Annotated in this window: 23 protein-coding genes; 16 read left to right on the forward strand and 7 right to left on the reverse strand. The window is 54.9% G+C overall.

Annotation, left to right across the window (positions count from 1 at the left end; genetic code table 11):
* The first annotated feature begins 20 nt into the window (after positions 1-20).
* From OH491_RS16510 to OH491_RS16520, 3 genes are all read left to right on the forward strand, one after another.
* A complete protein-coding gene (locus OH491_RS16510; protein WP_068770477.1) occupies positions 21-1,508 on the forward strand; it encodes a Gfo/Idh/MocA family oxidoreductase in 1,488 nt (495 codons plus the stop codon).
* A 165-nt stretch (positions 1,509-1,673) separates the two neighbouring features.
* A complete protein-coding gene (locus tag OH491_RS16515) occupies positions 1,674-3,137 on the forward strand; it encodes a sulfatase (protein WP_068770476.1) in 1,464 nt (487 codons plus the stop codon).
* 156 nt (positions 3,138-3,293) lie between these two features.
* Entirely contained in the window at positions 3,294-4,217 is a 924-nt protein-coding gene (locus tag OH491_RS16520) for a dihydrodipicolinate synthase family protein (protein ID WP_068770475.1), read from the forward strand.
* Positions 4,218-4,736: 519 nt separating this feature from the next.
* On the opposite strand, the gene OH491_RS16525 is transcribed toward OH491_RS16520, so the two are convergent.
* The 4 genes from OH491_RS16525 to OH491_RS16540 all read right to left on the reverse strand — a co-directional run bounded on the left by OH491_RS16525 (position 4,737) and on the right by OH491_RS16540 (position 7,715).
* Positions 4,737-5,498, reverse strand: coding sequence for an SDR family NAD(P)-dependent oxidoreductase (locus OH491_RS16525; RefSeq protein WP_068770474.1), 762 nt, complete (start codon positions 5,496-5,498; stop codon positions 4,737-4,739).
* 89 nt (positions 5,499-5,587) lie between these two features.
* Positions 5,588-5,878 (reverse strand): hypothetical protein, encoded by a 291-nt coding sequence (locus OH491_RS16530; protein WP_084442196.1) that lies wholly within the window; start codon positions 5,876-5,878, stop codon positions 5,588-5,590.
* On the reverse strand, positions 5,844-6,449 hold the full coding sequence (locus tag OH491_RS28210; protein ID WP_145928802.1) for a DUF3806 domain-containing protein: 606 nt from the start codon (positions 6,447-6,449) through the stop codon (positions 5,844-5,846). The genes OH491_RS16530 and OH491_RS28210 overlap by 35 nt, the downstream gene beginning before the upstream one ends.
* Before the next feature lie 699 nt (positions 6,450-7,148).
* Positions 7,149-7,715, reverse strand: a complete 567-nt coding sequence (locus tag OH491_RS16540) for a DUF805 domain-containing protein (protein ID WP_145928801.1) — start codon at positions 7,713-7,715, stop codon at positions 7,149-7,151.
* Between the two features lie 182 nt (positions 7,716-7,897).
* On the opposite strand from OH491_RS16540, the gene OH491_RS16545 reads away from it, so the two are divergent.
* Complete coding sequence (locus tag OH491_RS16545) at positions 7,898-8,317, forward strand: IS110 family transposase (protein WP_068770471.1); 420 nt, start codon at positions 7,898-7,900, stop codon at positions 8,315-8,317.
* Positions 8,241-8,678 carry a hypothetical protein gene (locus OH491_RS16550; protein WP_334319320.1) on the forward strand — a complete coding sequence of 146 codons (438 nt, stop codon included), beginning with the start codon at positions 8,241-8,243 and terminating at the stop codon, positions 8,676-8,678. Before OH491_RS16545 ends, OH491_RS16550 begins: the two co-directional genes overlap by 77 nt.
* A gap of 308 nt (positions 8,679-8,986) precedes the next feature.
* Here the strand turns inward: OH491_RS16550 and OH491_RS16555 are convergent, their stop codons facing one another.
* Positions 8,987-9,424, reverse strand: coding sequence for a hypothetical protein (locus OH491_RS16555; RefSeq protein WP_342750595.1), 438 nt, complete (start codon positions 9,422-9,424; stop codon positions 8,987-8,989).
* Between the two features lie 145 nt (positions 9,425-9,569).
* Between OH491_RS16555 and OH491_RS16560 the strand changes: the two genes are divergently transcribed.
* The gene (locus OH491_RS16560) at positions 9,570-10,388 is read left to right on the forward strand and encodes an IS110 family transposase (protein WP_342750596.1); all 819 of its coding nucleotides are present in this window, start codon (positions 9,570-9,572) and stop codon (positions 10,386-10,388) included.
* Positions 10,389-10,992: 604 nt separating this feature from the next.
* Here the strand turns inward: OH491_RS16560 and OH491_RS16565 are convergent.
* Entirely contained in the window at positions 10,993-11,271 is a 279-nt protein-coding gene (locus OH491_RS16565; protein WP_145928799.1) for a hypothetical protein, read from the reverse strand.
* A 104-nt stretch (positions 11,272-11,375) separates the two neighbouring features.
* Positions 11,376-12,014 carry a hypothetical protein gene (locus OH491_RS16570; RefSeq protein ID WP_342750597.1) on the reverse strand — a complete coding sequence of 213 codons (639 nt, stop codon included), beginning with the start codon at positions 12,012-12,014 and terminating at the stop codon, positions 11,376-11,378.
* A 54-nt stretch (positions 12,015-12,068) separates the two neighbouring features.
* Between OH491_RS16570 and OH491_RS16575 the strand changes: the two genes are divergently transcribed.
* The 10 genes from OH491_RS16575 to OH491_RS16620 all read left to right on the forward strand — a co-directional run bounded on the left by OH491_RS16575 (position 12,069) and on the right by OH491_RS16620 (position 20,746).
* Positions 12,069-13,151 (forward strand): site-specific integrase, encoded by a 1,083-nt coding sequence (locus OH491_RS16575; RefSeq protein ID WP_342750598.1) that lies wholly within the window; start codon positions 12,069-12,071, stop codon positions 13,149-13,151.
* 200 nt (positions 13,152-13,351) lie between these two features.
* On the forward strand, positions 13,352-13,567 hold the full coding sequence (locus OH491_RS16580; RefSeq protein ID WP_334319319.1) for a helix-turn-helix domain-containing protein: 216 nt from the start codon (positions 13,352-13,354) through the stop codon (positions 13,565-13,567).
* Positions 13,568-13,838: 271 nt separating this feature from the next.
* Positions 13,839-14,042, forward strand: a complete 204-nt coding sequence (locus OH491_RS16585) for a hypothetical protein (RefSeq protein ID WP_145928798.1) — start codon at positions 13,839-13,841, stop codon at positions 14,040-14,042.
* Positions 14,039-14,614: a hypothetical protein gene (locus tag OH491_RS16590; RefSeq protein WP_068770464.1), complete on the forward strand. Its 576-nt coding sequence runs from the start codon at positions 14,039-14,041 to the stop codon at positions 14,612-14,614. Before OH491_RS16585 ends, OH491_RS16590 begins: the two co-directional genes overlap by 4 nt.
* On the forward strand, positions 14,611-15,360 hold the full coding sequence (locus OH491_RS16595) for a hypothetical protein (RefSeq protein ID WP_068770463.1): 750 nt from the start codon (positions 14,611-14,613) through the stop codon (positions 15,358-15,360). The genes OH491_RS16590 and OH491_RS16595 overlap by 4 nt, the downstream gene beginning before the upstream one ends.
* 363 nt (positions 15,361-15,723) lie before the next feature.
* On the forward strand, positions 15,724-17,046 hold the full coding sequence (locus OH491_RS16600) for a hypothetical protein (RefSeq protein WP_342750599.1): 1,323 nt from the start codon (positions 15,724-15,726) through the stop codon (positions 17,044-17,046).
* Between the two features lie 98 nt (positions 17,047-17,144).
* Entirely contained in the window at positions 17,145-18,203 is a 1,059-nt protein-coding gene (locus OH491_RS16605) for a DUF262 domain-containing protein (protein ID WP_342750600.1), read from the forward strand.
* The gene (locus OH491_RS16610; RefSeq protein WP_342750601.1) at positions 18,200-18,880 is read left to right on the forward strand and encodes an MAE_28990/MAE_18760 family HEPN-like nuclease; all 681 of its coding nucleotides are present in this window, start codon (positions 18,200-18,202) and stop codon (positions 18,878-18,880) included. Before OH491_RS16605 ends, OH491_RS16610 begins: the two co-directional genes overlap by 4 nt.
* A 9-nt stretch (positions 18,881-18,889) precedes the next feature.
* Positions 18,890-20,050: a DUF262 domain-containing protein gene (locus OH491_RS16615; protein ID WP_342750602.1), complete on the forward strand. Its 1,161-nt coding sequence runs from the start codon at positions 18,890-18,892 to the stop codon at positions 20,048-20,050.
* Positions 20,051-20,059: 9 nt separating this feature from the next.
* A complete protein-coding gene (locus OH491_RS16620; protein WP_342750603.1) occupies positions 20,060-20,746 on the forward strand; it encodes a HEPN domain-containing protein in 687 nt (228 codons plus the stop codon).
* Position 20,747: the final 1 nt, after the last annotated feature.

Raw genomic sequence — 20,747 nt, forward strand, 5'->3', positions numbered from 1 at the left:
CATCATATAAAAACCCATCCATGAAAACCGACATACCACATCCCCGGTCCGCCGACTCCATCGCCCGCCGTGCCTTTCTCAAAAACATTCTCGCCACCGGCGCCGTTTCCATCCTCGCCCCGAGCGTGCTGCTCTACTCCGCCGACACCCCCGCCAAGGGCAAAGCCAAGAAGGTCTCAAAAAAATACAAAGGTGAAAAAGTAAATCTCGCCTGTGTCGGCATCGGCAACCGTGGCGAACAAATCATCAGGGCCCTCCACGACACCGGTCTCGCCAATATCGTCGCCCTCTGCGACACCGACATGGGCGCGCCCCATACCTTGGAAATACTAAAGCGTTTTCCCGACATCCCTCGTTTTCAGGATTTCCGTCAAATGTTCGACAAAATGGGCGCGCAGATCGAAGCCGTCAGCATCGCCACGCCGGATTTCTCGCACTTCCCCATCACGATTCTTGCCATGTCGCTCGGCAAGCATGTCTATGTCGAAAAACCCATGGCACACAGCTTCCTCCAGATCGAGCTCCTCATGGCAGCCGAGAAAAAATACAAAGTTGCCGCGCAGATGGGCAACCAGGGGCACTCTGAAGCGAATTATTTCCAATTCAAGGCATGGAGTGACGCCGGCATTATAAGAAACGTCACAAAAATCACCGCCTACATGAACAGCCCGCGCCGCTGGCACGATTCCTCTGACCTCGCCTTCAGCAAGATTGCCGGCTACCTGCCCGAGCAATCGGTCCCCGATACGCTCGACTGGGACTGCTGGCTCGCGACCGAGCAATATCATAAGTACAATACTGGTTATATAAACGGTGAGTGGCGTTCGTGGTATGATTTTGGCAATGGGGCTCTTGGCGACTGGGGCGCACATATCTTCGATACCGCGCACGAATTCCTCGACCTCGGTCTGCCCTCGGAAGTCGAGGCCGTGAAGCTCGAAGGCCACAATCATTTCATATTCCCGCAAGCCTCCACGCTCGCCTTCCGTTTCCCGAAGCGCGGTGAAAAGCCCCCGCTGGATCTCACCTGGTATGACGGCGTGAAAAATTTCCCGCCGCTTCCCGCCGATATGGGCGAACCCGTCGGCGGCACCGATATCCCTCCGCCATCGACCGGCACGATTGAGACAAAAAAACTCCCGCCTGGGAAAATCATCTATGGCGAAGGATTGACCTTCAAAGGCGGCTCGCACAGCTCGACGTTGAAAATCATTCCCGAGGCAAGGGCAAAAGACATGGCCTCGTGCCTGCCTGAGGTGCCGGTGAGTCCGTCGAATCACTTTGCGAATTTTCTGCTCGCCTGCAAAGGCCGCGAGAAATGCCGTTCCTCCTTTGCCGTGGCCGGGCCGCTTTGCCAAATGATGGACATGGGCGTGATCGCGCAACGTCTCAATGCAAAGCTTAAGTTTGACCGTACGACGAAGCAGTTCACGAACAACAAACTCGCCGACGACCTGCTCATCGGTTCTCCGCCGCGCAAAGGCTGGGAGCAGTATTATGCGATGTGATCCGTGTTGCGCTGCAAAATGCGCGTACATCGGCTTTGGCCTGCGTCCATGCGTTGACATCGTCGCTTCCCGTTATGTGTGAACGCTGAGATTGTCCCTATCGATGTTAAGGCACCGCAATACATTGTTTATAAATATATTGATACCAAGTTCCATGTAATTATCATGAACCCGACCTCCCTCGCCTCGATCGCCGCCCTGACCGCCGCCACCGGGCTTGTCGCGGCGCCATCCGAACCCCATGCCCGGCAATTCGCGCCGCGTCCGAACGTCCTCTTCATCACCTGCGATGACCTGCGGCTGAATATTGGTTGCTTTGGCGACTCTGTCGCCATCACGCCCAACATCGACCGCCTGGCCGCGCGCGGCACGCTGTTTGGCCGCGCCTATACCCAGCAGGCCGTTTGCAACCCCTCCCGCCAGTCGGTGCTCAGCGGACGCCGCCCCGATTCTATTCGAGTGTGGGATCTGCACGCGGAATTCCGCGAGACCGCGCCCGACGTCGTTCCGCTGCCCGAGCACTTCAAGCTCAACGGCTACCGCACACAGGCCATCGGCAAAATTTATCACGATGGCAAGCGTGACGCCGCGTCATGGAACGAGCCCGAGTTGCACATCAGCATGCCCAAGCGGGAGGACTACCGTCTGGAGGAGAACCGCAAACCCCACAAAAGCTCGAAGGCGGCGGCGACCGAGTTTGTTGACGCGCCCGAAAGCGAATACCCCGACGGCAGGGTTGCCGATGCCGCTGTCGATTCCCTCAAAAAATTCGCCGCACGCGGATCTGATTCGTCACCGTTTTTCCTCGCCGTCGGCTTTCGCAAGCCCCATGCGCCCTTCACCGCGCCAAAACACTATTGGGACCTCTACGATCCCGCGAAAATTCCGCCCGTCGAACAGCCCGCTCCGCCTCGTCTCGCGCCGGACATTGCCCTTCATGACTCGGTGGAACTGCGCGGTTATTCGGACATGCCCAAAGTCGGCCCGCTAACGCCCGCGCAAATCGTCCGCCTGCGCCACGGCTACTATGCGTCCACGAGTTTCACCGATGCGCAAATCGGCCGCGTCCTCGATGCCCTCGACCGCACCGGTCTGGCCCAAAACACCATCATTGTTCTCTGGAGCGACCACGGTTATCATCTCGGCGAGCATGGACTCTGGTGCAAAACCACCTGCTACGAGTCCGACACCCGCGTGCCATTCATCATTGCCACTCCCGATGGCCGCCCGCGCGGAGTCCGCACCGATGCGCTCGTCGAGCTTCTGGACATCTACCCGACACTGGTCGAACTCTGCGGTTTGCCCCCTCGCGAAAAGCTAGAGGGCCGCAGCCTCGTGCCCAACCTTGGCAATCCCGCCGCCCCGGGGCGAGAGGGAGCATGCAGCCAGTTTCCGCGCCCCTGGCCCATGCGCAAGGATGCCGTTCCCGGCGTGATGGGTTACGCCGTGCGCACCACCACACATCGCTATGTCGAATGGCGCAAATTTGGCACGCTCGATGTCGTCGCGCGCGAGCTCTATGCCTACAAAGGCGATCAGCTTTTTGAGACGGAGAACCTCGCCAGTCGTCCTGAAAACGCAGCCCTCATCCGTCGCATGGCCGCCATGCTGTCACAGAAAATCCCATGAGCGAGTTTCTCTTCCGCCTTAGTCATGCTCAGACAGCACCATTCCCTGCCTGTATGAAAACGGCGGCAAATGCGTCCTGGTCGCGTGGCGGCTTTATTCAATCGTATCCGGATAATAACTACGAATGCGCCTGGTTTTCCGATCAATATCATTCCCATGAACAACAACAAATTCCATTTAACCGGGCTGGTAGCGGCCCCGTTTACTCCATTTGATGCAAATGGAGCCCTGAACCTGGCGATGATTCCGCGGCTGGCCGATCACTACGTGGCGACCGGCGTGAGCGGGGCCTTTGTCTGCGGCACGACGGGCGAAGGCTCGTCGATGTCCAACGAGGAGCGCATGATTGCGGCCGAGGCGTGGCGCAAGGCCACCGCCGGGAAGCTCAATCTCATCGTGCACGTCGGCCATAACAGCCTGGTCGATTCCCGGGCGCTGGCCGCGCATGCCGAAAAGATCGGCGCCGAGGCCGTCGCGGCCATTGCGCCGTGCTTTTTCCGCCCCGGCTCGGTGTCTGGGCTGGTCGATTGGTGCGCGGGCATCGCGAGCGCCGCGCCGGGGACGTCGTTTTATTATTACCACATGCCCGCCATGACCGGGGTGAATTTCGCGATGGTGGATTTCGCTCCGCTGGCGGTGAAGCGCATCCCGAATTTCGGGGGGATCAAGTTCACGCATGAAAACATCATGGACTTCAGCAGCGCGCTGGCGGCGGGGGAAGGCGGCTACGATGTGCTTTTCGGCCGCGATGAAATATTATTGTCCGCGCTGGCGATGGGGGCGACCGGGGCGGTGGGCAGCACCTACAACTACGCGGCGCCAATCTACAATCGCGTGATCAAAGCCTACAAGTCCGGGGACATGGCGGCGGCGCGCAGGGAGCAGTTGAAGTCGATAGAGTTCATCGAGGTATTTTGCAACTACGGCGGGATGGCGGCGAACAAGGTGATCATGAAGCTCATCGGGCTGGATTGCGGGCCGGTGCGCCAGCCGTTGTCGCAAATCACTTCCGCCCAAGAGGCGGCGATGAAGGCGGACTTGGAACGGATCGGCTTCTTCGAAGCGGTCCGGGCCGCATAGCTCGGGCAATTTGAAACGCGACAAATGCCAAACCATAAAAGATATCTGCTTACGAGTTTCATCCTGTTTGTTTTCGTAAGTTATGATTTGCTATGGAGCAACTTAGCATGTGGCAAAGTGATGGACGTCCAGCTCGCCGGAACGCAGGAAATCCAGAAACTTCACCCCCTGATATTTGCAGGTCTCGCACACGCTCAGGAAAATCAGGTAACCAACCCGCGAAGATCAGCACGATCATGCCCAACCCACGCACGCGTTTATCCTATAATCGACCGGTCCCTGCCCTGTGCCTCCAAACGACGGCAGTTTATATAAACATAAATCCCAAGCGAAAACTGGGGACTGGCTTTGCTTTTTTGAGCTTGTATATTCGCAGCTAGATCAACGTCAGAGATCCCCCACGGCTACCCGCGTCACGCCTCGTGCTTGGTCGCTTCGCTTCCAGTACGAGTCGCGCCACGGGTAGCCGTGGGGTGCAGCGCCTTGTTCGGCTTGTTGTCCTTGGGTCTCACGGATGTGTCAAAGAAACAGTCCACCAGAGGCTTCAATACGTTGAGCAGTGACCCACCGTGCCTCGTCCGAGCAGAGGAAAATGGCAACCCCTGTAATGTCATCCGGCTTCGCAGTGCGTCCGAGTGCCGTTTGTGAAACGATAACATCGCGGATTGCCGGATTGCCAAGAGATGCGCGGGTAAAATCCGTCTCGGCTGGTCCGGGAGCTACGAGATTCGCCGTAATTCCCCGCGGGCCGAGTTCCTTCGCAAGATAGCGAGTCAGCACTTCCACCGCGCCCTTCATCGCCGCGTAAGCGGCGTTGCCCGGCAAAGTGAATCGGGCAACGCCGGTTGAGACGTTCACAATCCGGCCACCATCCACAATCAGCGGCAACAGCCGTTGAGTGAGGAAAAATACGCCCTTGAAATGAACATCCGAAAGACGGTCGAAATCCTCCTCGCTGACTGTGGCAAAAGAGCCTCGGACATCCATGCCTGCATTGTTGATGAGAAAGTCGAATGTGTTCCGGTTCCACTTATCCGCGAGATGGGTGCGAAGCTGTTCGGCGAATGCCGCAAATGTTTCTGAGCGTCCGGTATCAAGTGGCAGTGCGATGGCCTTGCGGCCTTGAGCTTCAATTTCGGAAACAACCTGCGCCGCTTCTCCTTTTCCGGTGCGATAGGTGAGGATGACATCCGCGCCATTGCCGGCAAAACGGAGGGCGGTGTTGCGGCCTAGTCCACGGCTGCCGCCAGTAATGAGTGCAATCTTATGTTGGAGTTTCATAAATGGTATGGGTGCGTGTATTTTTGGCTAGGTCAACGTCAGCCACGGAGGTAGATGGCTGCATCGCTTTGTTAGGCTCCGTTTTCATTTTAGTTCGATTGGATAATGCTTTTCGACTGATGGCAGTCGAAACAGACGAATACATAAATTCTCCCGCAATCGGCGATGCATAGCGCATCGCCGACTGAATCAAGCTGTCCGTAAAATCTCATTTCCTTGGCGCATGCCTCGCAGGTCGGGATTTCCTTCTTCTGAATCCAATCGGGGCATCCTCCTATTTTGTGGCGCCCGCCCGCATCGCTCCACTTGAAGCCAACCGCCTGCTTGGCTTCTGGCGTAATCGGATTAGCGATGAGTGGTATTTCCGGTAGTGGCTGCATCTGATTTCTGCCTAACGTTAGATGAGCCACGGCGCCCGGAGGGCGCTGTTGGCTCGGGCGACTGGTTGGGCGTTTTTTCGTATTCGTGGCCCTTGGTGCGAACAAACTCTGCTAGCCAATCGGCCATGTGCTGAACCTCAACATCCCGGCCATCCTCGATCCGCTTGGAAATCATGGTCAGCGCATTCAGATGAAGAGTCGTCTCGCGGTATCGCAATGTCGGATCGGTGCCATACTCGTCCGTAACTTCCCACCAAGCGAGGCCATCTATCGTATGAGTGAGTGCATCTCCAAAAACGATACCCAGGGACTGAAACTTCCATGTTTCTTCCTTCTTCAGGACCTTCGCATCCACGATCTTCTGGAGCAGCGCAAAGTCGGTGCTCGTGCGCGTGATTTTGTCGCCCGGGAAGTGCTGCCGAACCAGATCGGCAACGAACTGCCGCTGCTTCTGGAGGTGCGCCGCGGCATCGGCGGAGGGCTTTCGAAATACGGGTTTCACAGCGTCGGCAGCTAGAACTGGCGAACAAAAAGCAATCGCGAGACAAACGAGAGACAAGGATCGAAGCATACTTTGTTCGCCCAACGATGAAGCTCAGACACCGAGCCAGTGACGATTGAAAACGGAAACTCTGTCGAAAACGGAAACCATAACCGAGGTTGTCTGTAGCGCTTGGTTCGGCTGCTTCTCATCTGATCTCCAGGATTACGTCAGTTAGCATCCACTGGCTCTCAATCAGTTCGAATAAGCCACAGGCTTCCCGTCGTCGCCAATTGTGGTGATCGACACCCTTGTGCGCCGACTGAAACGATCGAATCTCCAAACTCCTCCGCTCCTTGAGATCGTCCTTTCCCATACCTCCGTGCAAGAGACGTCGAATTCGGCAATATCGTCACAATAACCTTCAGAGACAGCTTAACAACGGTCGCTGCATTCCGAGATCAGGATGCTGTCGGATATATTCTTCTCGGATATCCTTCACTCCCGAGGTGACCACCACCTGATCTCCCAGTTTGATCTCAAACGATCATAGCGAACATACTTCCGTGAAGACTTGTTGTCGTTTTGGGCGATACATCGCTCAATTCCAGCAGCGACAGGTGCCAGAAAATCCGGCAACTCAGCTCGTTCGCTGGAATGCCACACGTGATCGAAAATATCACAGCGAAGACCCTGTAGATGCGTAAGTTCATTCGTTTTATCCTGTCTTGCCGAACGCTAACGGTGAGCCGCGCGACTGCGAACAAAAAATGAGGCTGCCATTGCCGACTAACGCTCCGAACAACCAGCGGTCAGCCGCGTTGGCTCTGGCGCATGGTTAGCCTCTTTCTTCTTGGGTGGGATAAAAAACAGTATCACGAATGTGAAGAATGCGGTGATGGGAAACAAAGCGAATATAATCGCTATCCATGACGGAAGGCCCGCATCTTTACTTCGAGGGAGCATAAGACCAAGCGCGCTGTAAAGTATGCTCGCAAACACTAAAATGATAAAGCTGGTCGGCTGAAGCGTGGGAACAAACTCTAATAAAAGACTCGTAGCGAACACGGCGACGTAAAATACTACCGCCCGAATCGCATATCTTCTGCGGCTTAGTCGAGCCGGGAAAAGCCACGTATCACGCTCTGGCAACATCCCTTCCAATGGTGGCGGCGTAGACTTCACTACGTCCGATATAGCCTGCTCTGAAAGACCTCGTTTCTCCAACTCTTCGAGCATCAGGACGACGGCCTCGGGGCGATAGTCGCTCTTCTCCACGGTGGATGCGCGCGCAAGGCGTTCGGCCGGCCAAGTCGCGTAAAGCGCACGAAATGAGGCTTTATCAGGAGTATTCACGAGGGGAATCTTAGGCTAACGATAAAGGTAAGCCGCGCGACTGCGAACAAAAAATGAGGTTTCGGTTGCGTGTAAAAACACCGGCCAACGCGACGCCAGTCGCGTTGGCTCTGGCGCATGGTTAGGTAATATGAGCGCAGGCGAGTCGAAAACCATGGGGATTCGAACATATTCCAGACATTATGAGTTACTATACCGGAATCGATTATCACAAACATTATTCGGTGGCCTGCACGGTTGACGGGCAAGGCCGCATCATCCGCGAAGCGCGGATCAACGCCAACGCCCCGGAAGCCTTCGAGGCGTACGTCAAGGCGCTGGGCGCCCCGTGCAAGGTGGTCATGGAGGCGTGTTGGAACTGGGGCGCGCTCTACGATCTGCTCGAGGGGATCGAGGGCGTGGAGGACGTGGCGCTCTCGAACCCGGCGAAGAACCGCATCATCGCCGAGTCGATGAACAAGAACGACAAAGTCGACGCGCACGCCCTTGCGACGCTGTTGCGAGGCAATTTCATCAGCCGCGTGCATGTGCCCGCCCGGCCGTGCGCGCGAGGAAAAATCTGCTGCGCCAGCGCCTCTGGCTCACGCGGCTGCGCACGATGACGCGCAACCGCATCCACAGCCTCATCGACCGGCACCCCGGGTCGAGCGGCCCGTCTTCACGGACCTGTTCGGCAAACGCGGGCTCTCGTGGCTCAACCGCATAAAACTGCCCGCGGGCGAACGCGCCGTGCTCGACGACGAACTGCAACTGCACGCGCTGCTGCAAACGCAGGTCAAGACCATGGAGGAACGCATCGGCAAACGCCACCGCGCGCGCGGCAAACTGCCCAACAACGCGATCATAATAACCGCCCGGCGCATGGCGAAAATCGCCTGGCAAATGCTCCATGAAAAACGCGACTACATGCCCGCGCCGCCCCCGGGCAAACCACTTTCCCCAGCCGCTCCTGAAGAGAGCTGATGAGGTGAAACACACACGCATCTTTGGTCAGGATGGAGGGCCGGGGATCAAACCATTACGCTGCGCTGGGCCGAAACATGTCCGCCGCTTAGGGAAGTGTGATCACAGGATCTGTTGATCCCCCGCGACATCCCGCCCAGGCCATCGGACCCGCCTTGATTACATCTACAATGCGGGGCGCTCATTGCCGCCCCCGCTCCCCCGGCTAGGGGCAACAAACCCAAGGAAAGCATATTTTATAATCACCTTTCCCCTCTATGTAATCGCCTCACTTGACTTCATCTCTCAGAGAAGCCTCTTTCTTCTTTTTATTTGCGACGCACATCCTCAAAAAATGAATCCGTCGCCTTTGCTATCACATCTAACGGTGCACGGGACGAGGCTAGTGGCGTTCCAGTCATCTCGACATGTGTCCCAATTGTTTCGAATGTAGGAATCTCCGAACCAATAGCAATAATAGCATAAGTGGCAGTCTCAGATAATGCCAATATGCATAGCTTTTTTTTCACTTTCCCATTATTCTTAACCGTGAAACGAGCGTAAATGGCAGGAAGCTTTTTAATTTCTATACTACCGCAGGTGTCAGGAGTGATTAAACTCGTATCCTTCAATTGTACGATGGATAAATCGCTCTTAGAATCCTTCCAAACTTTCTTTTCCAATTTAGGGGTGTCATAATCTTCAGCTCGTAATTGAGTCGCGACACTAGCGAGTATTAAAAATATACTGAGGGTTAATATCTTCATTCTTTTGGCTAGACATTATAGCTGCGGATGAGCGCAGGCAGTGAAAGAAGGCGCTTGTCCCTTGGACGTGGGTTGCCCGTGAGGAGCGGGCCGAGCCACAAGGCTGAAGGACAAACCATAACAACCTGAAAACGAGGACAAGCGCATGAAAAAGACACAACACTATGTGGGGCTGGATGTCCACAAGGATACGATCATGATCGCGGTGGCCGACGGCGGCCGCGAGGGCGAGGTTCGCCTTTACGGACAGGTCAGCAGCGACCTGCACGCGGTGGAGCGTGCGTTGAGGAAGGTCGGAGCCGACGGCGGGGAGCTGCACGTGGCCTACGAGGCGGGGCCGACCGGCTACGTGCTCTACCGGCGGCTGCGGCAGTTGGACATCGACTGCGTGGTGGTGGCGCCGTCGAGGACGCCGGTGGACAAGGGCAACCGCCGCAAGACCGACCGGCGCGACGCACAGATGCTGGCGGTTGCACCGGGCGGAGTGACCGTGCGTGCCGGAGGCGGTGGACAGGCCATCCGGGACCTCCACGAGCGGGCCGACGCGGTGCGGCCTGACGCGCGCGGCAGCGCTCAAGTCGTTCCTGTTGCGACACGGCTACCGTTACTCGGGCAGCCAACTGGAGCGAGGCGCACCGCCGCTACCTGCGGGCTGGAGCTGCCGCGCCCCCATGAAGGCTGCTGGAGGGTATCTGCTGGCGGTCACCAGTGCGAGGTGTCGCGGCTCGAGCAGTTGCTGGGCTTGCAGGCGCCGTTGTGGCGGCTGTATCCGGGCGTGGAGGCGCTCATGACGATCCGAGGCTTCCAACTGGTGGCCGCGGCGGTGCTGGTGGCGGAGGGAGACGTGAGGAGGTTCGCGCATCCACGCGAGCTGATGGCGTTCTCGGGCTGGTGCCCAGGAGAGAGCACCGGAGAGCCGCAGGCTCGGCTCGATCGGGCAACGCGCACGCCCGTTGGATATTGATCGAGACGGTGCAGCACGCCGGCTGCCGCCAAAGTATCCGCGCAGCTGTCCAAACGGCAGGAAGGGCAGCCGCGGCACCAGGAACTGTCGTGGAAGATTCAGGTCAGCTACAAACGCGCCGGCACCTGGTCGCGCGAGGTGAAGCCAAAGGTGACCGTCGCTGGCTCGGGAGATGGCCGCTTTACGGGCGATGTTGCAGACGGACTGGCCGGCGATGACCGGGCGCCTGAGGCGACGCGGGCGGCAGGGTGTTCTTTGAGAACCGCCGTTTGGCGGCACCAGTCAGGACCGGGCGGCCGGCCCATGCATGTTAACGTTAGGGGCAGCGGGCACGGAGCGATCCGCCCGCCACGCACGAGCCTAGAGCATGCGGGCAAGACGCACCAATGCACTGTCGGTAACCAACCCGCGAAGATCAGCACGATCACGGTGAAAACCAGGATCACGCACCCAACCCACGCACGCGTTTATCCCATAATCGACCGGTCCCTGTCCTGTGCCTCCGGCGGCGGCAGTTTATATAAACATAAATCCCAAACGAAAAATTGGGGACTGGCTTTGCTTTTTTGAGCTTGTATATTCGCAGCTAGATCAACGATTGAGCTCAGACACGATCGGGAGCGGAGCTCCCGGTCGTTGTCTGTGGTGGCTGGATCGGCTCTTCGCCTTTGATGGCACGCTTCGCTTGCGCAACCAATGAGAGGTAGTTCGAGGCAAACACCGGCAGCTCCTTCTCGAGAAGGGCTTCGAGAGCCCAGCATGCAGTCCGCTCTTCCTCCGACACGTGAACGTCGAGCAGCTTCTTCTCTTCGAGCTTGGCCAAGGCCTCGAAAACAAGGAGTGCCTCGGCCTGCGTCAGCTTGATCTGGATATCGTCACTCATGTCTTTCCGCCGATCGTTAAGATGAGCCATGCGCAGGCAAGTGCTTTCGCATTCAGGACGTGTGTCCATGCGCATTGGCTCGGACGCGTGGTTCGGCTCTTTCTTCATATCGTATCGATTCGCACTTGGCTAAAATTCCAATCTTTCGGGATTTGCTGAGTATAGTGGGACTTTGGGTGATCGCGTCGGTAATTCTCTGCCAATGAACAGTGTCCCCTTCCGTTGCACTGCGACTTCATATAAGTCGCAACATCATCCGGACGCGCCACGTAAACACGAGGTGCCGATGTCAGCGGTATCCCGAGAAACTGCACGAAAATAAACACGATATCTTTCCTTTGCGTCGCCTTCCATTCGTCGATCGCCTGATGATATGTGACCTCCTTCTTTTTCCGGGCAACGGCGAGCGGCCAACCACCATCCTGACTTCCCTTTACTGAAACCAACAAGATGCGCCCGGGTTTTTCTGCGACGAGGTCATAATCCGGCTGATTCGCGCCATACTGGACAGACACTTGATAGCCGGCGCGGGCTAACACTGATGCTGCGTAGGATTCAGCCGAGATTTCAGATTGGCGGGGCGTCATAAATTTTTGCCGAACGTCAAAGGCTAGGTTAAATCCATAGCAGATCAACGGGATACGTGGTTTCGAGACGGGTGCATGACACGCGGTTGACAACAACCCAAACGTCATGAAATCGAAGCCAATAGTCCTCACCAACGTCATCAGGAGGGCGGTCATCGTCAGCGTAAGACATTCGCGAAGCTGCCGGAGGCGCGCCAGGATGCCAAGCTCGTGTTGGGCCGTCTCGCGCTCACCGTGCAGGAAGCGGAGGCGCTGACCTCCTCGGATATGGAAAGCTACGTGGTCGCGCGAAAGCATGTCACTGCCACCGGCCTGCCCCTGCACGTCTGCGCCGACCTTTTCGCGAAGGCTCACGCCAAGCTCGCTGGCCGCGCGGTCTCCATCAGCGACGCGGTGGATTTTTATCTCGAATTCCACCGGGACCACGCCGCCGACAAAACCTTCCTGGAAATGGTCGCCGACTTCGCCGCTGGCCGCAAAGCGATGGGAGTCGCCAGCGACTATGTCCAAAACATCAAACGTCAACTGGGCCGGCTGGGCGCGGCTTATCCGGGCCGCACCCTGCCGCTCTTCCGCACACCCGACCTCGACAAATGGCTGGGCGGACAGCGGTGGCAACCGGTCACGAAAAACGATGTCCGCAAAATCTGCATCACCTTCGGAAATTGGGCGAAGGCCAACGGCTACCTGCCGGCCAACCGCCCGACCGAATTCGACGGCATGATGGTTTATAAGGTGCCTGCGACCAAGGTTGCGATCTACTCGCCGGCTGACCTGCGGATCATCCTGGAAACCGTGAAGGCCAAACGCCCGGACGTGTTCCCTTGGGTCGCCTGTGCGGCCTTCATTGGTGCCCGCGTCTCGGAACTGGCACTGCTGCGTTGGGAGAACATCAACTTCGAACGCAACTTTGTCGAAGTCGCCTCGAACAAGGTCCGCACCAAGGCGCGCCGGCTCGTTCCCCTGCATGATGCGCTTCGCGACTGGCTGCTGCCCTTCCGCAAGGAAAGCGGCCCGATCACCGACTACGTCGATCCGCGCTCGGCCTTTGCCCGCGCGATGGAAGGCACGGACGTTGCCCTCAAGGACAACGGCTTCCGGCACTCCTACATCACCTATCGGGTGGCGCAGATCAACGACACCGCCCGCGTGGCGCTCGAAGCGGGCAACTCGCCGGACGTGATCTTCCAGCATTATCGGGAATTGGTCGGGCCTGACGAGGCCACCGCGTGGTTTGAATCGAAGCCGGCGATCCCGCTGCCGGTGGTGGAGCCGCAACGCATGGCGGCTTGAGCGCGTGAAGCGGCTTCCGACCCAAAAATCGGAAGCCGCTTTCTGCAAAGATGGCTTCGCCCCGTCACTTCCCGTGCAGGGTAAAAGCAACCGGATCATGAACCGATTCTGGAGCAACGGCTTGCCTGGGCAAGCCTGCGTGCCGTTGCCGGCTGAATTGGACATGTCGGCCTGCTTCCCGGTGACAGCCGATGAAGGGCATGGAAACCAACACTCCCCCCACCCAAACCCAAACGACCGAAAACCTCTGGACCGTCGATCAAGTGGCGACGTATCTGCGCTGCACGGTCCGGCACGTTCACAACCTGCTGCGCACCGGCCTGCCGCACCTCTACCTCGGGCGGCTGCTCCGGTTCGATGCCGATGAAGTCCGCGCCTATCTGCTCAAGCATCGCCGGGTTCGCTCGGATGTGTAGTTGAATTCAACTACAAGGGAAAGCACCCGCCGCGCTGGTTCATTCCGGCGCGGCGTTTTTGTTGTTCCAGCCTGCACGGGGGCGAACCGTGAGAGGCGTTTTGAGCGACCCAAAATCCGGAACGGATTTGCTCCGCTATTAGCAAAACCGGAGCGGGAGTAAGGTGGCGGCGAACCCAAATCCACCCATGAAAAATCCAACCGATACCGATTCCTTCTTCGCCGATCCCATCGATCCCCGCTAGGAAGCCCGAACGCAGGCGAGCGAGGCCATGTGCCACCTGTTGATCTGGATGGCGGACGCGCCCACCCTCGAAGACCGGGGACTGCGGGCCACAGTTGCCCTCTACTGCGTGCGTCCCGATCTGCTCGACGGGGCGACCCTCGAACAAATCGGCGACCCGACCGGGCGCACCCGGCAGACCGTCCACAAATTGGTGAACCACTTCCGCCTGAGCATGGGCCTGCCGTCATGAAAACCACTGCTGCCCAAACCACGGCGTCCCATGCCGCCGCCTCCGAAATCAACCGTCTTTACGCCGAGGTGCAGCGATTGACCGTGGCTTCGCACGAATCGTTGCACGGCGCGTTGGCGGCGGCTTGGCAGGCCGGCCAACTGCTCCTTGCCGAGAAAAAGCGCGTCCTCCGCCGCATGGGCGGCGGCGCGTGGCTTCTCTGGCTCGAACAGAATTTTCAGGGCGCGCCGCGCACCGCCCAGAAATACATGAAGCTGGCGCGCAGCGTGGACAACGTGGCCTTCCTGCGCGGCCTGAGCCTGCGCCAAGCCTACCTCCGTCTCGGCATCGCCACCGAACCCAAGGAGCGAACCGGATCGGCCCATGTCAGCAAACTACCCGCGCACGTCCGCTTCGCCGGCAAGCTGGTGGTGGCGTTGCGCTCGGATCAACAGCACGGGCGGATTTCGCCTGAGCAGGCCGAAGCCTACCGGCGAGACCTGCGCCCGCTTTACGGGCTGCTGCGTCCGCTCTTCGAAAACTCTCCGGCGAACTTGTCGACCTCGTCGCTGACCAATAAACTGGAGCCATGAAAGCGCCCGCATCCAACCCGGACGAAGTGATCCAGCGCGACCTGCTGAACGAGACGGACGAAAGCGCGACAGCGGACCTGTTTTTCCAGCTTTGCCGGAAGTCTCCGGAGCTTCGTCACTGGCTGACGGAGGAGTTTGGCCGTTCGCCGGTAGCTCGGAAGAAGTTCATGGCGCGGCTGGCCGACCCCGCGTCGAAACCGCCCCGCACGTTTGCCGAATTGGCGGAAGATTCATCGATGCGTGAAGAGGTGTTTGGCGAGTTGCGCGAACGGATGCCGGCGAAGCGTTATGGTGGCCTGACCTGGAGCCAGGTCGCCGCCCTCACGCGCGAGTATCAGGCCGCCACGGTTGATCCCGGCATTTTCATGCTGGCTCACGACTGGGGAAGGGAGCCGTCGCCAGCGGTCATGAAAGCGGCATTGGATCTGATGCAGTCGGTGATCCCGACCGGCCGGCGTCGTCCGCTCAAGCACCTCAACCAGGCGCTTACCTTCCTGAAACGTTATCGGGAAAAGCCCATGCGCCGGGCGGCGCTCGGCTACGGCGACTGGTGGCGGTTGCAGGTGCTCTTCTACATCCTCCGGCATCCCGCCAAATCCTATCGCGTCCGTGAGCTTCACGCCCATCTGCTCGACCAAGGGCTGGAAATCGACCTCAAGGAAATCCGGCGCTTTTGCTCTCGGCACGGTATCCGTCGCGATGTTCGCGCGGGTCGCCCGCCAGCTCGCTTGCTAGCGGCGGGTTGAGGCACCGGATCGCGGCGGGAGCCACGCAGGGAAAGGGAGGAGTTGTGCGCGCCAACGAGCGCGCGGAGAGCAGTTGTGCGGTCCTTCCCCAGCCGAACCTTGAAAAAGGCCGACCCGGAGGGTGCTTCCGGCCAGCACCGGTCGCGCGGAGCCACGCACAGAGTGGACGACCTTGAGGCGGAAAGACGGGCTGAGTGCGTCAGCGCGAAGCCCGCCCCGCCGTCGCAGGTGCTAACCTTGGCAATCCTCTGGTTCGGTCCGACTCGAACCACCGAGTGTCAGTCAATTTACTATTTATTTAATTAAAAATAAACAACTTGGAGTTTTGCGTGGTCTCTCATATGAGAATCTCGACATCGGGCTTTGACCGGTTACGTTGCTCCTGTGCAGCCTTCTGAGAAATTTACCATCTTAAACCCCAAACGAGAATCCGAAAACCAATCCGGACGGGCTAGCTGGTATCCGTATTACGCTGGCTTTTCCCAGAGCTTTGCCCATAGCCTCCTTGCCTCCGCAAAATTGGGCGGGGGATCGGCGATTATCGATCCTTGGAATGGAAGTGGAACAACTACTGCGGCAGCGGCTGGGATTGGCCATACTGCATTTGGTTATGATCTGAATCCGGTAATGGTTATAGCCGCTAAAGCGAGGATGTTAAATAAAAGAGAACGCGGCAGCTTGGTGCCACTTGCCAAGGCAATTTGCTCTGCTGCAGAGGGCATAAAGATGCCTGCAGATGATTTCGCGGCTGCGATATCCACTTGGTTCATACCCGAATCCGCTTCAGGAATTCGCAGTATCGAGCTTGGAATCCAGAAGCTTTTAATAAGTGGATGTGACTATGTAAAAGTATGCAGTTATGACCGCATTAAGACTATTTCCGATCTGGCAGCTTTCTTTTACGTGGCCCTTTTCCGCACCATGCGCAGTCTTATGGGCGGTTTTTCAGGTAGTAATCCAACTTGGATAAAGAAACCAGCCGATCAACGTTCGCGGCTTCGCCCATCTATAGAGCAAATTAAGTCAATATTTCTTGCCCAAACGGAATCCATGGTGACTGCACTCGCGACTGATTTAACCTCAAAAGACAGCGAAGTCACTATAGACATCGGATCATCTGACTCTATACCATTAAAGAATGGAACTATGGATTTTGTTCTCTCGTCTCCGCCTTATTGCACGCGCATAGACTATGCTGTCGCAACTTCTCCTGAATTAGCAATTTTGGGATATCGAGGTGATGTGGAATTCGAGGAACTTAGACGCCGACTAATCGGAACATCGACTGTTCCCAAAGTTGCACCCGAACAAAATCTTGCTTGGGGGCCGACATGTCTCGGGTTTCTGGATAAATTATCCATTCATCCATCAAAGGCCTCAAAGTCCTATTATCTGAAAAGTCATCTGCAATATTTTGCCTCTATTTATAATTCCCTTAGCGAAATATCCAGAATACTAAGGAAAGATGGGCACTGTGTGCTGGTTGTCCAAGATTCCCATTACAAAGAGATACACAATGATTTGCCGACGATTATAGCCGATATGGCGGCTAGCCATTCTATGGGGTTGAATCGAAGGCAAGATTTTAAACATCATCGCACCATGGCTGGGGTTAATCCGGATGTAAGAAAATATCGTAGTAATGTCACTGCAACTGAGTCAGTTCTGTGTTTTTCAAAAAACTAACTAATATGACGAACCCCACATTGAATTCGACTTCGGCGGCAGATCTAATAGCAGCCATAGATTCGCGCATAAAGAAAGTTCATACGCAACGTCTTGACATGTCATTCAATGAATTGGTTGATATGTATGGAAATAAAGAACTTGATATTTCACCGGATTATCAGCGACTGTTTCAGTGGACGGAGGGTGCCCGCTCACGCTTTATCGAATCGTTGCTCTTGGAGATGCCCGTGCCGCCTATATATGTGGTAGAAGAAGATGATGGTCGCTATCTTTTGATTGATGGATTGCAGCGTATATCGTCATATCTGCATCTGCGCGGTCTTTTAAATGCTCCTCATCTGGACCCCAAAGTTGAGGTCGGAGATAAGTTGGTTTTAGCGGATTGCGATATTGTAAATGAGCTAAATGGGAAAACTTGGGATGATTTGGGGACTTCTCTCCAAATTAAGCTTAAACGTGCGTTCGTGGGGGTAGAGGTCGTGAGGAAAGGTAGTGATGCTCGCTTTAAGTATCACATGTTTAAACGTCTGAATACCGGTGGACAAGTTCTCTCTTCCCAACAAGTAAGAAATTGCACGATCAGGCTGCTTGATGGCACCTTCAATGATTTTATTATAGAATTAAGCAAAGACACCAATTTCTCCTTATCCATTGAGACTATTACATCCGAAAGACGCCTTTCCGCTTTTGACCAAGAATTAATCCTACGATTCTTCTCTCTGAAAAATAATAGAGCTGCCTTTAAGCACGATGTTTCCGACTTCATGACGGAATATATGGAGCAGGTGGCTGACTCGGAGAGCGGGCTAACCTTTGATTACAATGCCGAACGGCTCATTTTCACTAAAACATTCTCAATATTTGCCCAGACATTAGGACCGTTGTCATTCACATATGCCAGCGCTACCAGAGGTAGTATAACCAAGGGCTTTAGCGTCTATCACTTTGAGGCCTTCTCAATTGGCATACAGGAGGTATTGGATAAAATAGACATATCAAATGTTGATTTGATGGCAGCACTTAAACAGAAGTTCACGGAAATCAAATTGGATTCAGAGTTCCTGCGAATTACGACAGGAGGAGGAAAAAATTCGCCAGGCCCCCTAGCAGAGAGAATCAATTTTGTTGCGGAGCGTCTGCGGGGGTTAATATGAATCTAGATTCTATTCGCGCTCAGCTTGAAGCGGATTTTAAATGGCGCCAAGACGAGCTTCGCTTTTTGCAAAATCAAGGAGCATCCTTAAGTGAGTCAGATTTGGAAATTTATCGCCGAGCGCTGATAGTTATATTATACGCCCATTTTGAAGGGTTCTGTAAGTTTGCCCTGACTGTATACGTGAACTGCATCAACGGTGCCGGCATTAAGTGTGACCAAGCCAATTACGCCCTAGCTGCTGCCTCCCTTGCTGATCTATTCGCGGCCCTGAGAAATCCGACGCAGAAATGTGCAGTATTTAAAAATGCACTTCCTGATGATAGTAAACTCCATCGTTTCGCTCGAGATAGAGAATTTGTGGAACGCGCTTCGTACTTCGGCGATAAAATAGTTAATATATCAGATTCAGTCATTGATACGGAGTCTAATCTTAAACCCATTGTCCTGAGAAAAATTTTATATCAATTAGGATTGCCGCATGATTTATTTAAGCCCTTCGATGGGAGTATCGATCGATTACTTGGAATGAGAAACAAAATCTCACATGGTGAGACCAAAAGCGGAGTTACGCGGAAAAACTACGATGAGATTTTGGCTGCATCTTTCGCGGTCATGACGGGCATTACAATAGAGATTACGAATGCATTAATGGAGAGAAGATTCTCAAGGAATTGATATAATCACATGACTGAAATTCAAAATATAAATGAGATCTTGTCGGAAATCGATTCCGATAGCAAGGATCAGGATACTGAACAACTGCCTGCGCTTGAGGATAAGTATAGCGTTCAGATGCGGCAGATTGTTACTCAAAAAATTGAACTTCCAATTTCAACATTGCCAGTAATGCTTGAGCCAAAGAAAGGACAGATTGATTTAAGTCCAGATTTTCAGCGCCGAAGCATATGGGACATCGAGCGCCGTTCTCGATTTATTGAATCAATAATAATGAATATCCCGATCCCTCCTGTATTCCTTGGTGAGGTTGATTATGGAACTTATGCCGTCTTGGATGGACGACAGCGCCTCACTGCTATATATGAATTCTTAAGAAATAATTTTAAATTGCGGAATCTAAGAGTGTGGTCAGAATTAAACGACAAGAGCTTTGCCGACCTCCAAGACGATGGACTCGATAAGTATTTCACTCGTCGTTTTGTTCCCGCCGTAGTTGTTCTGAAGGAATCGTCCCCACAGGTTAAATATGATGTCTTTGACCGCTTAAATACGGGCGGTGTTGTTGCATTGCCTATGGAAATACGAAATGCAGTATTCCCCGGAAAATTCAACAAGACCCTACATGACCTTTCGATTAATGCGGATTTTCTTAAACTTTGGCAGATACCAGCGACAGGCTCCGCTCGCGGTGCAGATCCTGTTTTCAACAGAATGTTCGACCTTGAGCTTGTGCTTAGATTTTTTGCGGTGCCCGCATACCAAGGTGGCCTCAAATTCAAAGATTTCCTCAGCGACTTTATGGCCTCTAGAAATCAATCATATGAATCTGACCCGGTCATTCAGCAGCACGATAGACAACGATTTGAGGTAAGCTGCAAAAATACACTGGCAGTTTTTGGAACAGATGCATTCCAGCGGCCGATTGCCGGCGGTGGGAGGAAAAAAAATAAATCGGCCCCCCTTGCGGATGCAATTATGAACGCACTTGCAGACGTTTTACCTGCAAAATTAACTCCAGATATCATTCTTAACCTCAGGCATAATCTAGATAACTTATGTCTGACACCAGAATTTGCACGCGTGACTACAGCTGGCACTAATGGCAAAGGGGCTATTGAAACTCGACTTCGCTTGGCTAAGGAAATCGTCATGTCAACAATTGCTTGATGGCACAAGATGAGAAACGTCCTAGCTGATTTATATGATTCGACCAATGGAGTTAGAAGCGTTTTGGCTAGTCTAGCTCAAGAAAGCTCCTCACTCGCTCTCAGACAAGAGGATCTTGCACGGCATAGCCTGATCCACAATGCTATGCCGGTAGTGCTTAGTGGGTTTCTTGAGACCTTCATGCGGGATTGCTCGCAAAGGTTCATGATTGGCGTATCCGGGCGGGGCAAGGCCTTTGCTGATTTACCTGCTATAATAAAAAAACGCCATTTTGAAGGTGGCGGAAGGATTTTGAGCGATGTGGCCAAGAATAGAATAACTTGGGTAACTTCATCACAATATGATATTTCAGTTCGCATTGCCGAGGGAGCAAGAAATAGTCCTGCTAGGCCGTTATGGGAAGCTTTCGCCTTTACGGGGGGTAACCCGTCAGGAGCAGTGATTAAATCTTTCTTAGAGAATTTAGGCGTTAATTCTCCTGCGAATCAAATCGATGCGATGGCTAATGGGCGAAGGCCTTGGGCTTCTCTTAAAAGCGATTTGGATCTCTTTATTTCGGTTCGGAACGAGTGTGCCCATACCGGCCGTGTGGTAAGTAGCCCATCAAACTCAGTAATTCTTGATTATTGTGAATTAATAGATGATGTTTGTTGTAGAATTATCGAGCTTCTCGAGTCCCACTTGAGTTCAATGTAGA

Source organism: Termitidicoccus mucosus, assembly GCF_038725785.1.
In the GTDB taxonomy this organism is placed as follows: domain Bacteria; phylum Verrucomicrobiota; class Verrucomicrobiia; order Opitutales; family Opitutaceae; genus Termitidicoccus; species Termitidicoccus mucosus.

What these genes read in the sequence shown, in the direction of transcription:
- OH491_RS16510 (WP_068770477.1), top strand. Translation starts at nt 21, where the DNA reads ATGAAAACCGACATACCACATCCCCGGTCCGCCGACTCCATCGCCCGC.
- OH491_RS16515 (WP_068770476.1), top strand. Translation starts at nt 1,674, where the DNA reads ATGAACCCGACCTCCCTCGCCTCGATCGCCGCCCTGACCGCCGCCACC.
- OH491_RS16520 (WP_068770475.1), top strand. Translation starts at nt 3,294, where the DNA reads ATGAACAACAACAAATTCCATTTAACCGGGCTGGTAGCGGCCCCGTTT.
- OH491_RS16525 (WP_068770474.1), bottom strand. Translation starts at nt 5,498, where the DNA reads ATGAAACTCCAACATAAGATTGCACTCATTACTGGCGGCAGCCGTGGA.
- OH491_RS16530 (WP_084442196.1), bottom strand. Translation starts at nt 5,878, where the DNA reads ATGCAGCCACTACCGGAAATACCACTCATCGCTAATCCGATTACGCCA.
- OH491_RS28210 (WP_145928802.1), bottom strand. Translation starts at nt 6,449, where the DNA reads ATGCTTCGATCCTTGTCTCTCGTTTGTCTCGCGATTGCTTTTTGTTCG.
- OH491_RS16545 (WP_068770471.1), top strand. Translation starts at nt 7,898, where the DNA reads ATGAGTTACTATACCGGAATCGATTATCACAAACATTATTCGGTGGCC.
- OH491_RS16550 (WP_334319320.1), top strand. Translation starts at nt 8,241, where the DNA reads ATGTGCCCGCCCGGCCGTGCGCGCGAGGAAAAATCTGCTGCGCCAGCG.
- OH491_RS16555 (WP_342750595.1), bottom strand. Translation starts at nt 9,424, where the DNA reads ATGAAGATATTAACCCTCAGTATATTTTTAATACTCGCTAGTGTCGCG.
- OH491_RS16560 (WP_342750596.1), top strand. Translation starts at nt 9,570, where the DNA reads ATGAAAAAGACACAACACTATGTGGGGCTGGATGTCCACAAGGATACG.
- OH491_RS16565 (WP_145928799.1), bottom strand. Translation starts at nt 11,271, where the DNA reads ATGAGTGACGATATCCAGATCAAGCTGACGCAGGCCGAGGCACTCCTT.
- OH491_RS16570 (WP_342750597.1), bottom strand. Translation starts at nt 12,014, where the DNA reads ATGACCGCCCTCCTGATGACGTTGGTGAGGACTATTGGCTTCGATTTC.
- OH491_RS16580 (WP_334319319.1), top strand. Translation starts at nt 13,352, where the DNA reads ATGGAAACCAACACTCCCCCCACCCAAACCCAAACGACCGAAAACCTC.
- OH491_RS16585 (WP_145928798.1), top strand. Translation starts at nt 13,839, where the DNA reads ATGTGCCACCTGTTGATCTGGATGGCGGACGCGCCCACCCTCGAAGAC.
- OH491_RS16590 (WP_068770464.1), top strand. Translation starts at nt 14,039, where the DNA reads ATGAAAACCACTGCTGCCCAAACCACGGCGTCCCATGCCGCCGCCTCC.
- OH491_RS16595 (WP_068770463.1), top strand. Translation starts at nt 14,611, where the DNA reads ATGAAAGCGCCCGCATCCAACCCGGACGAAGTGATCCAGCGCGACCTG.
- OH491_RS16605 (WP_342750600.1), top strand. Translation starts at nt 17,145, where the DNA reads ATGTCATTCAATGAATTGGTTGATATGTATGGAAATAAAGAACTTGAT.
- OH491_RS16610 (WP_342750601.1), top strand. Translation starts at nt 18,200, where the DNA reads ATGAATCTAGATTCTATTCGCGCTCAGCTTGAAGCGGATTTTAAATGG.
- OH491_RS16615 (WP_342750602.1), top strand. Translation starts at nt 18,890, where the DNA reads ATGACTGAAATTCAAAATATAAATGAGATCTTGTCGGAAATCGATTCC.
- OH491_RS16620 (WP_342750603.1), top strand. Translation starts at nt 20,060, where the DNA reads ATGAGAAACGTCCTAGCTGATTTATATGATTCGACCAATGGAGTTAGA.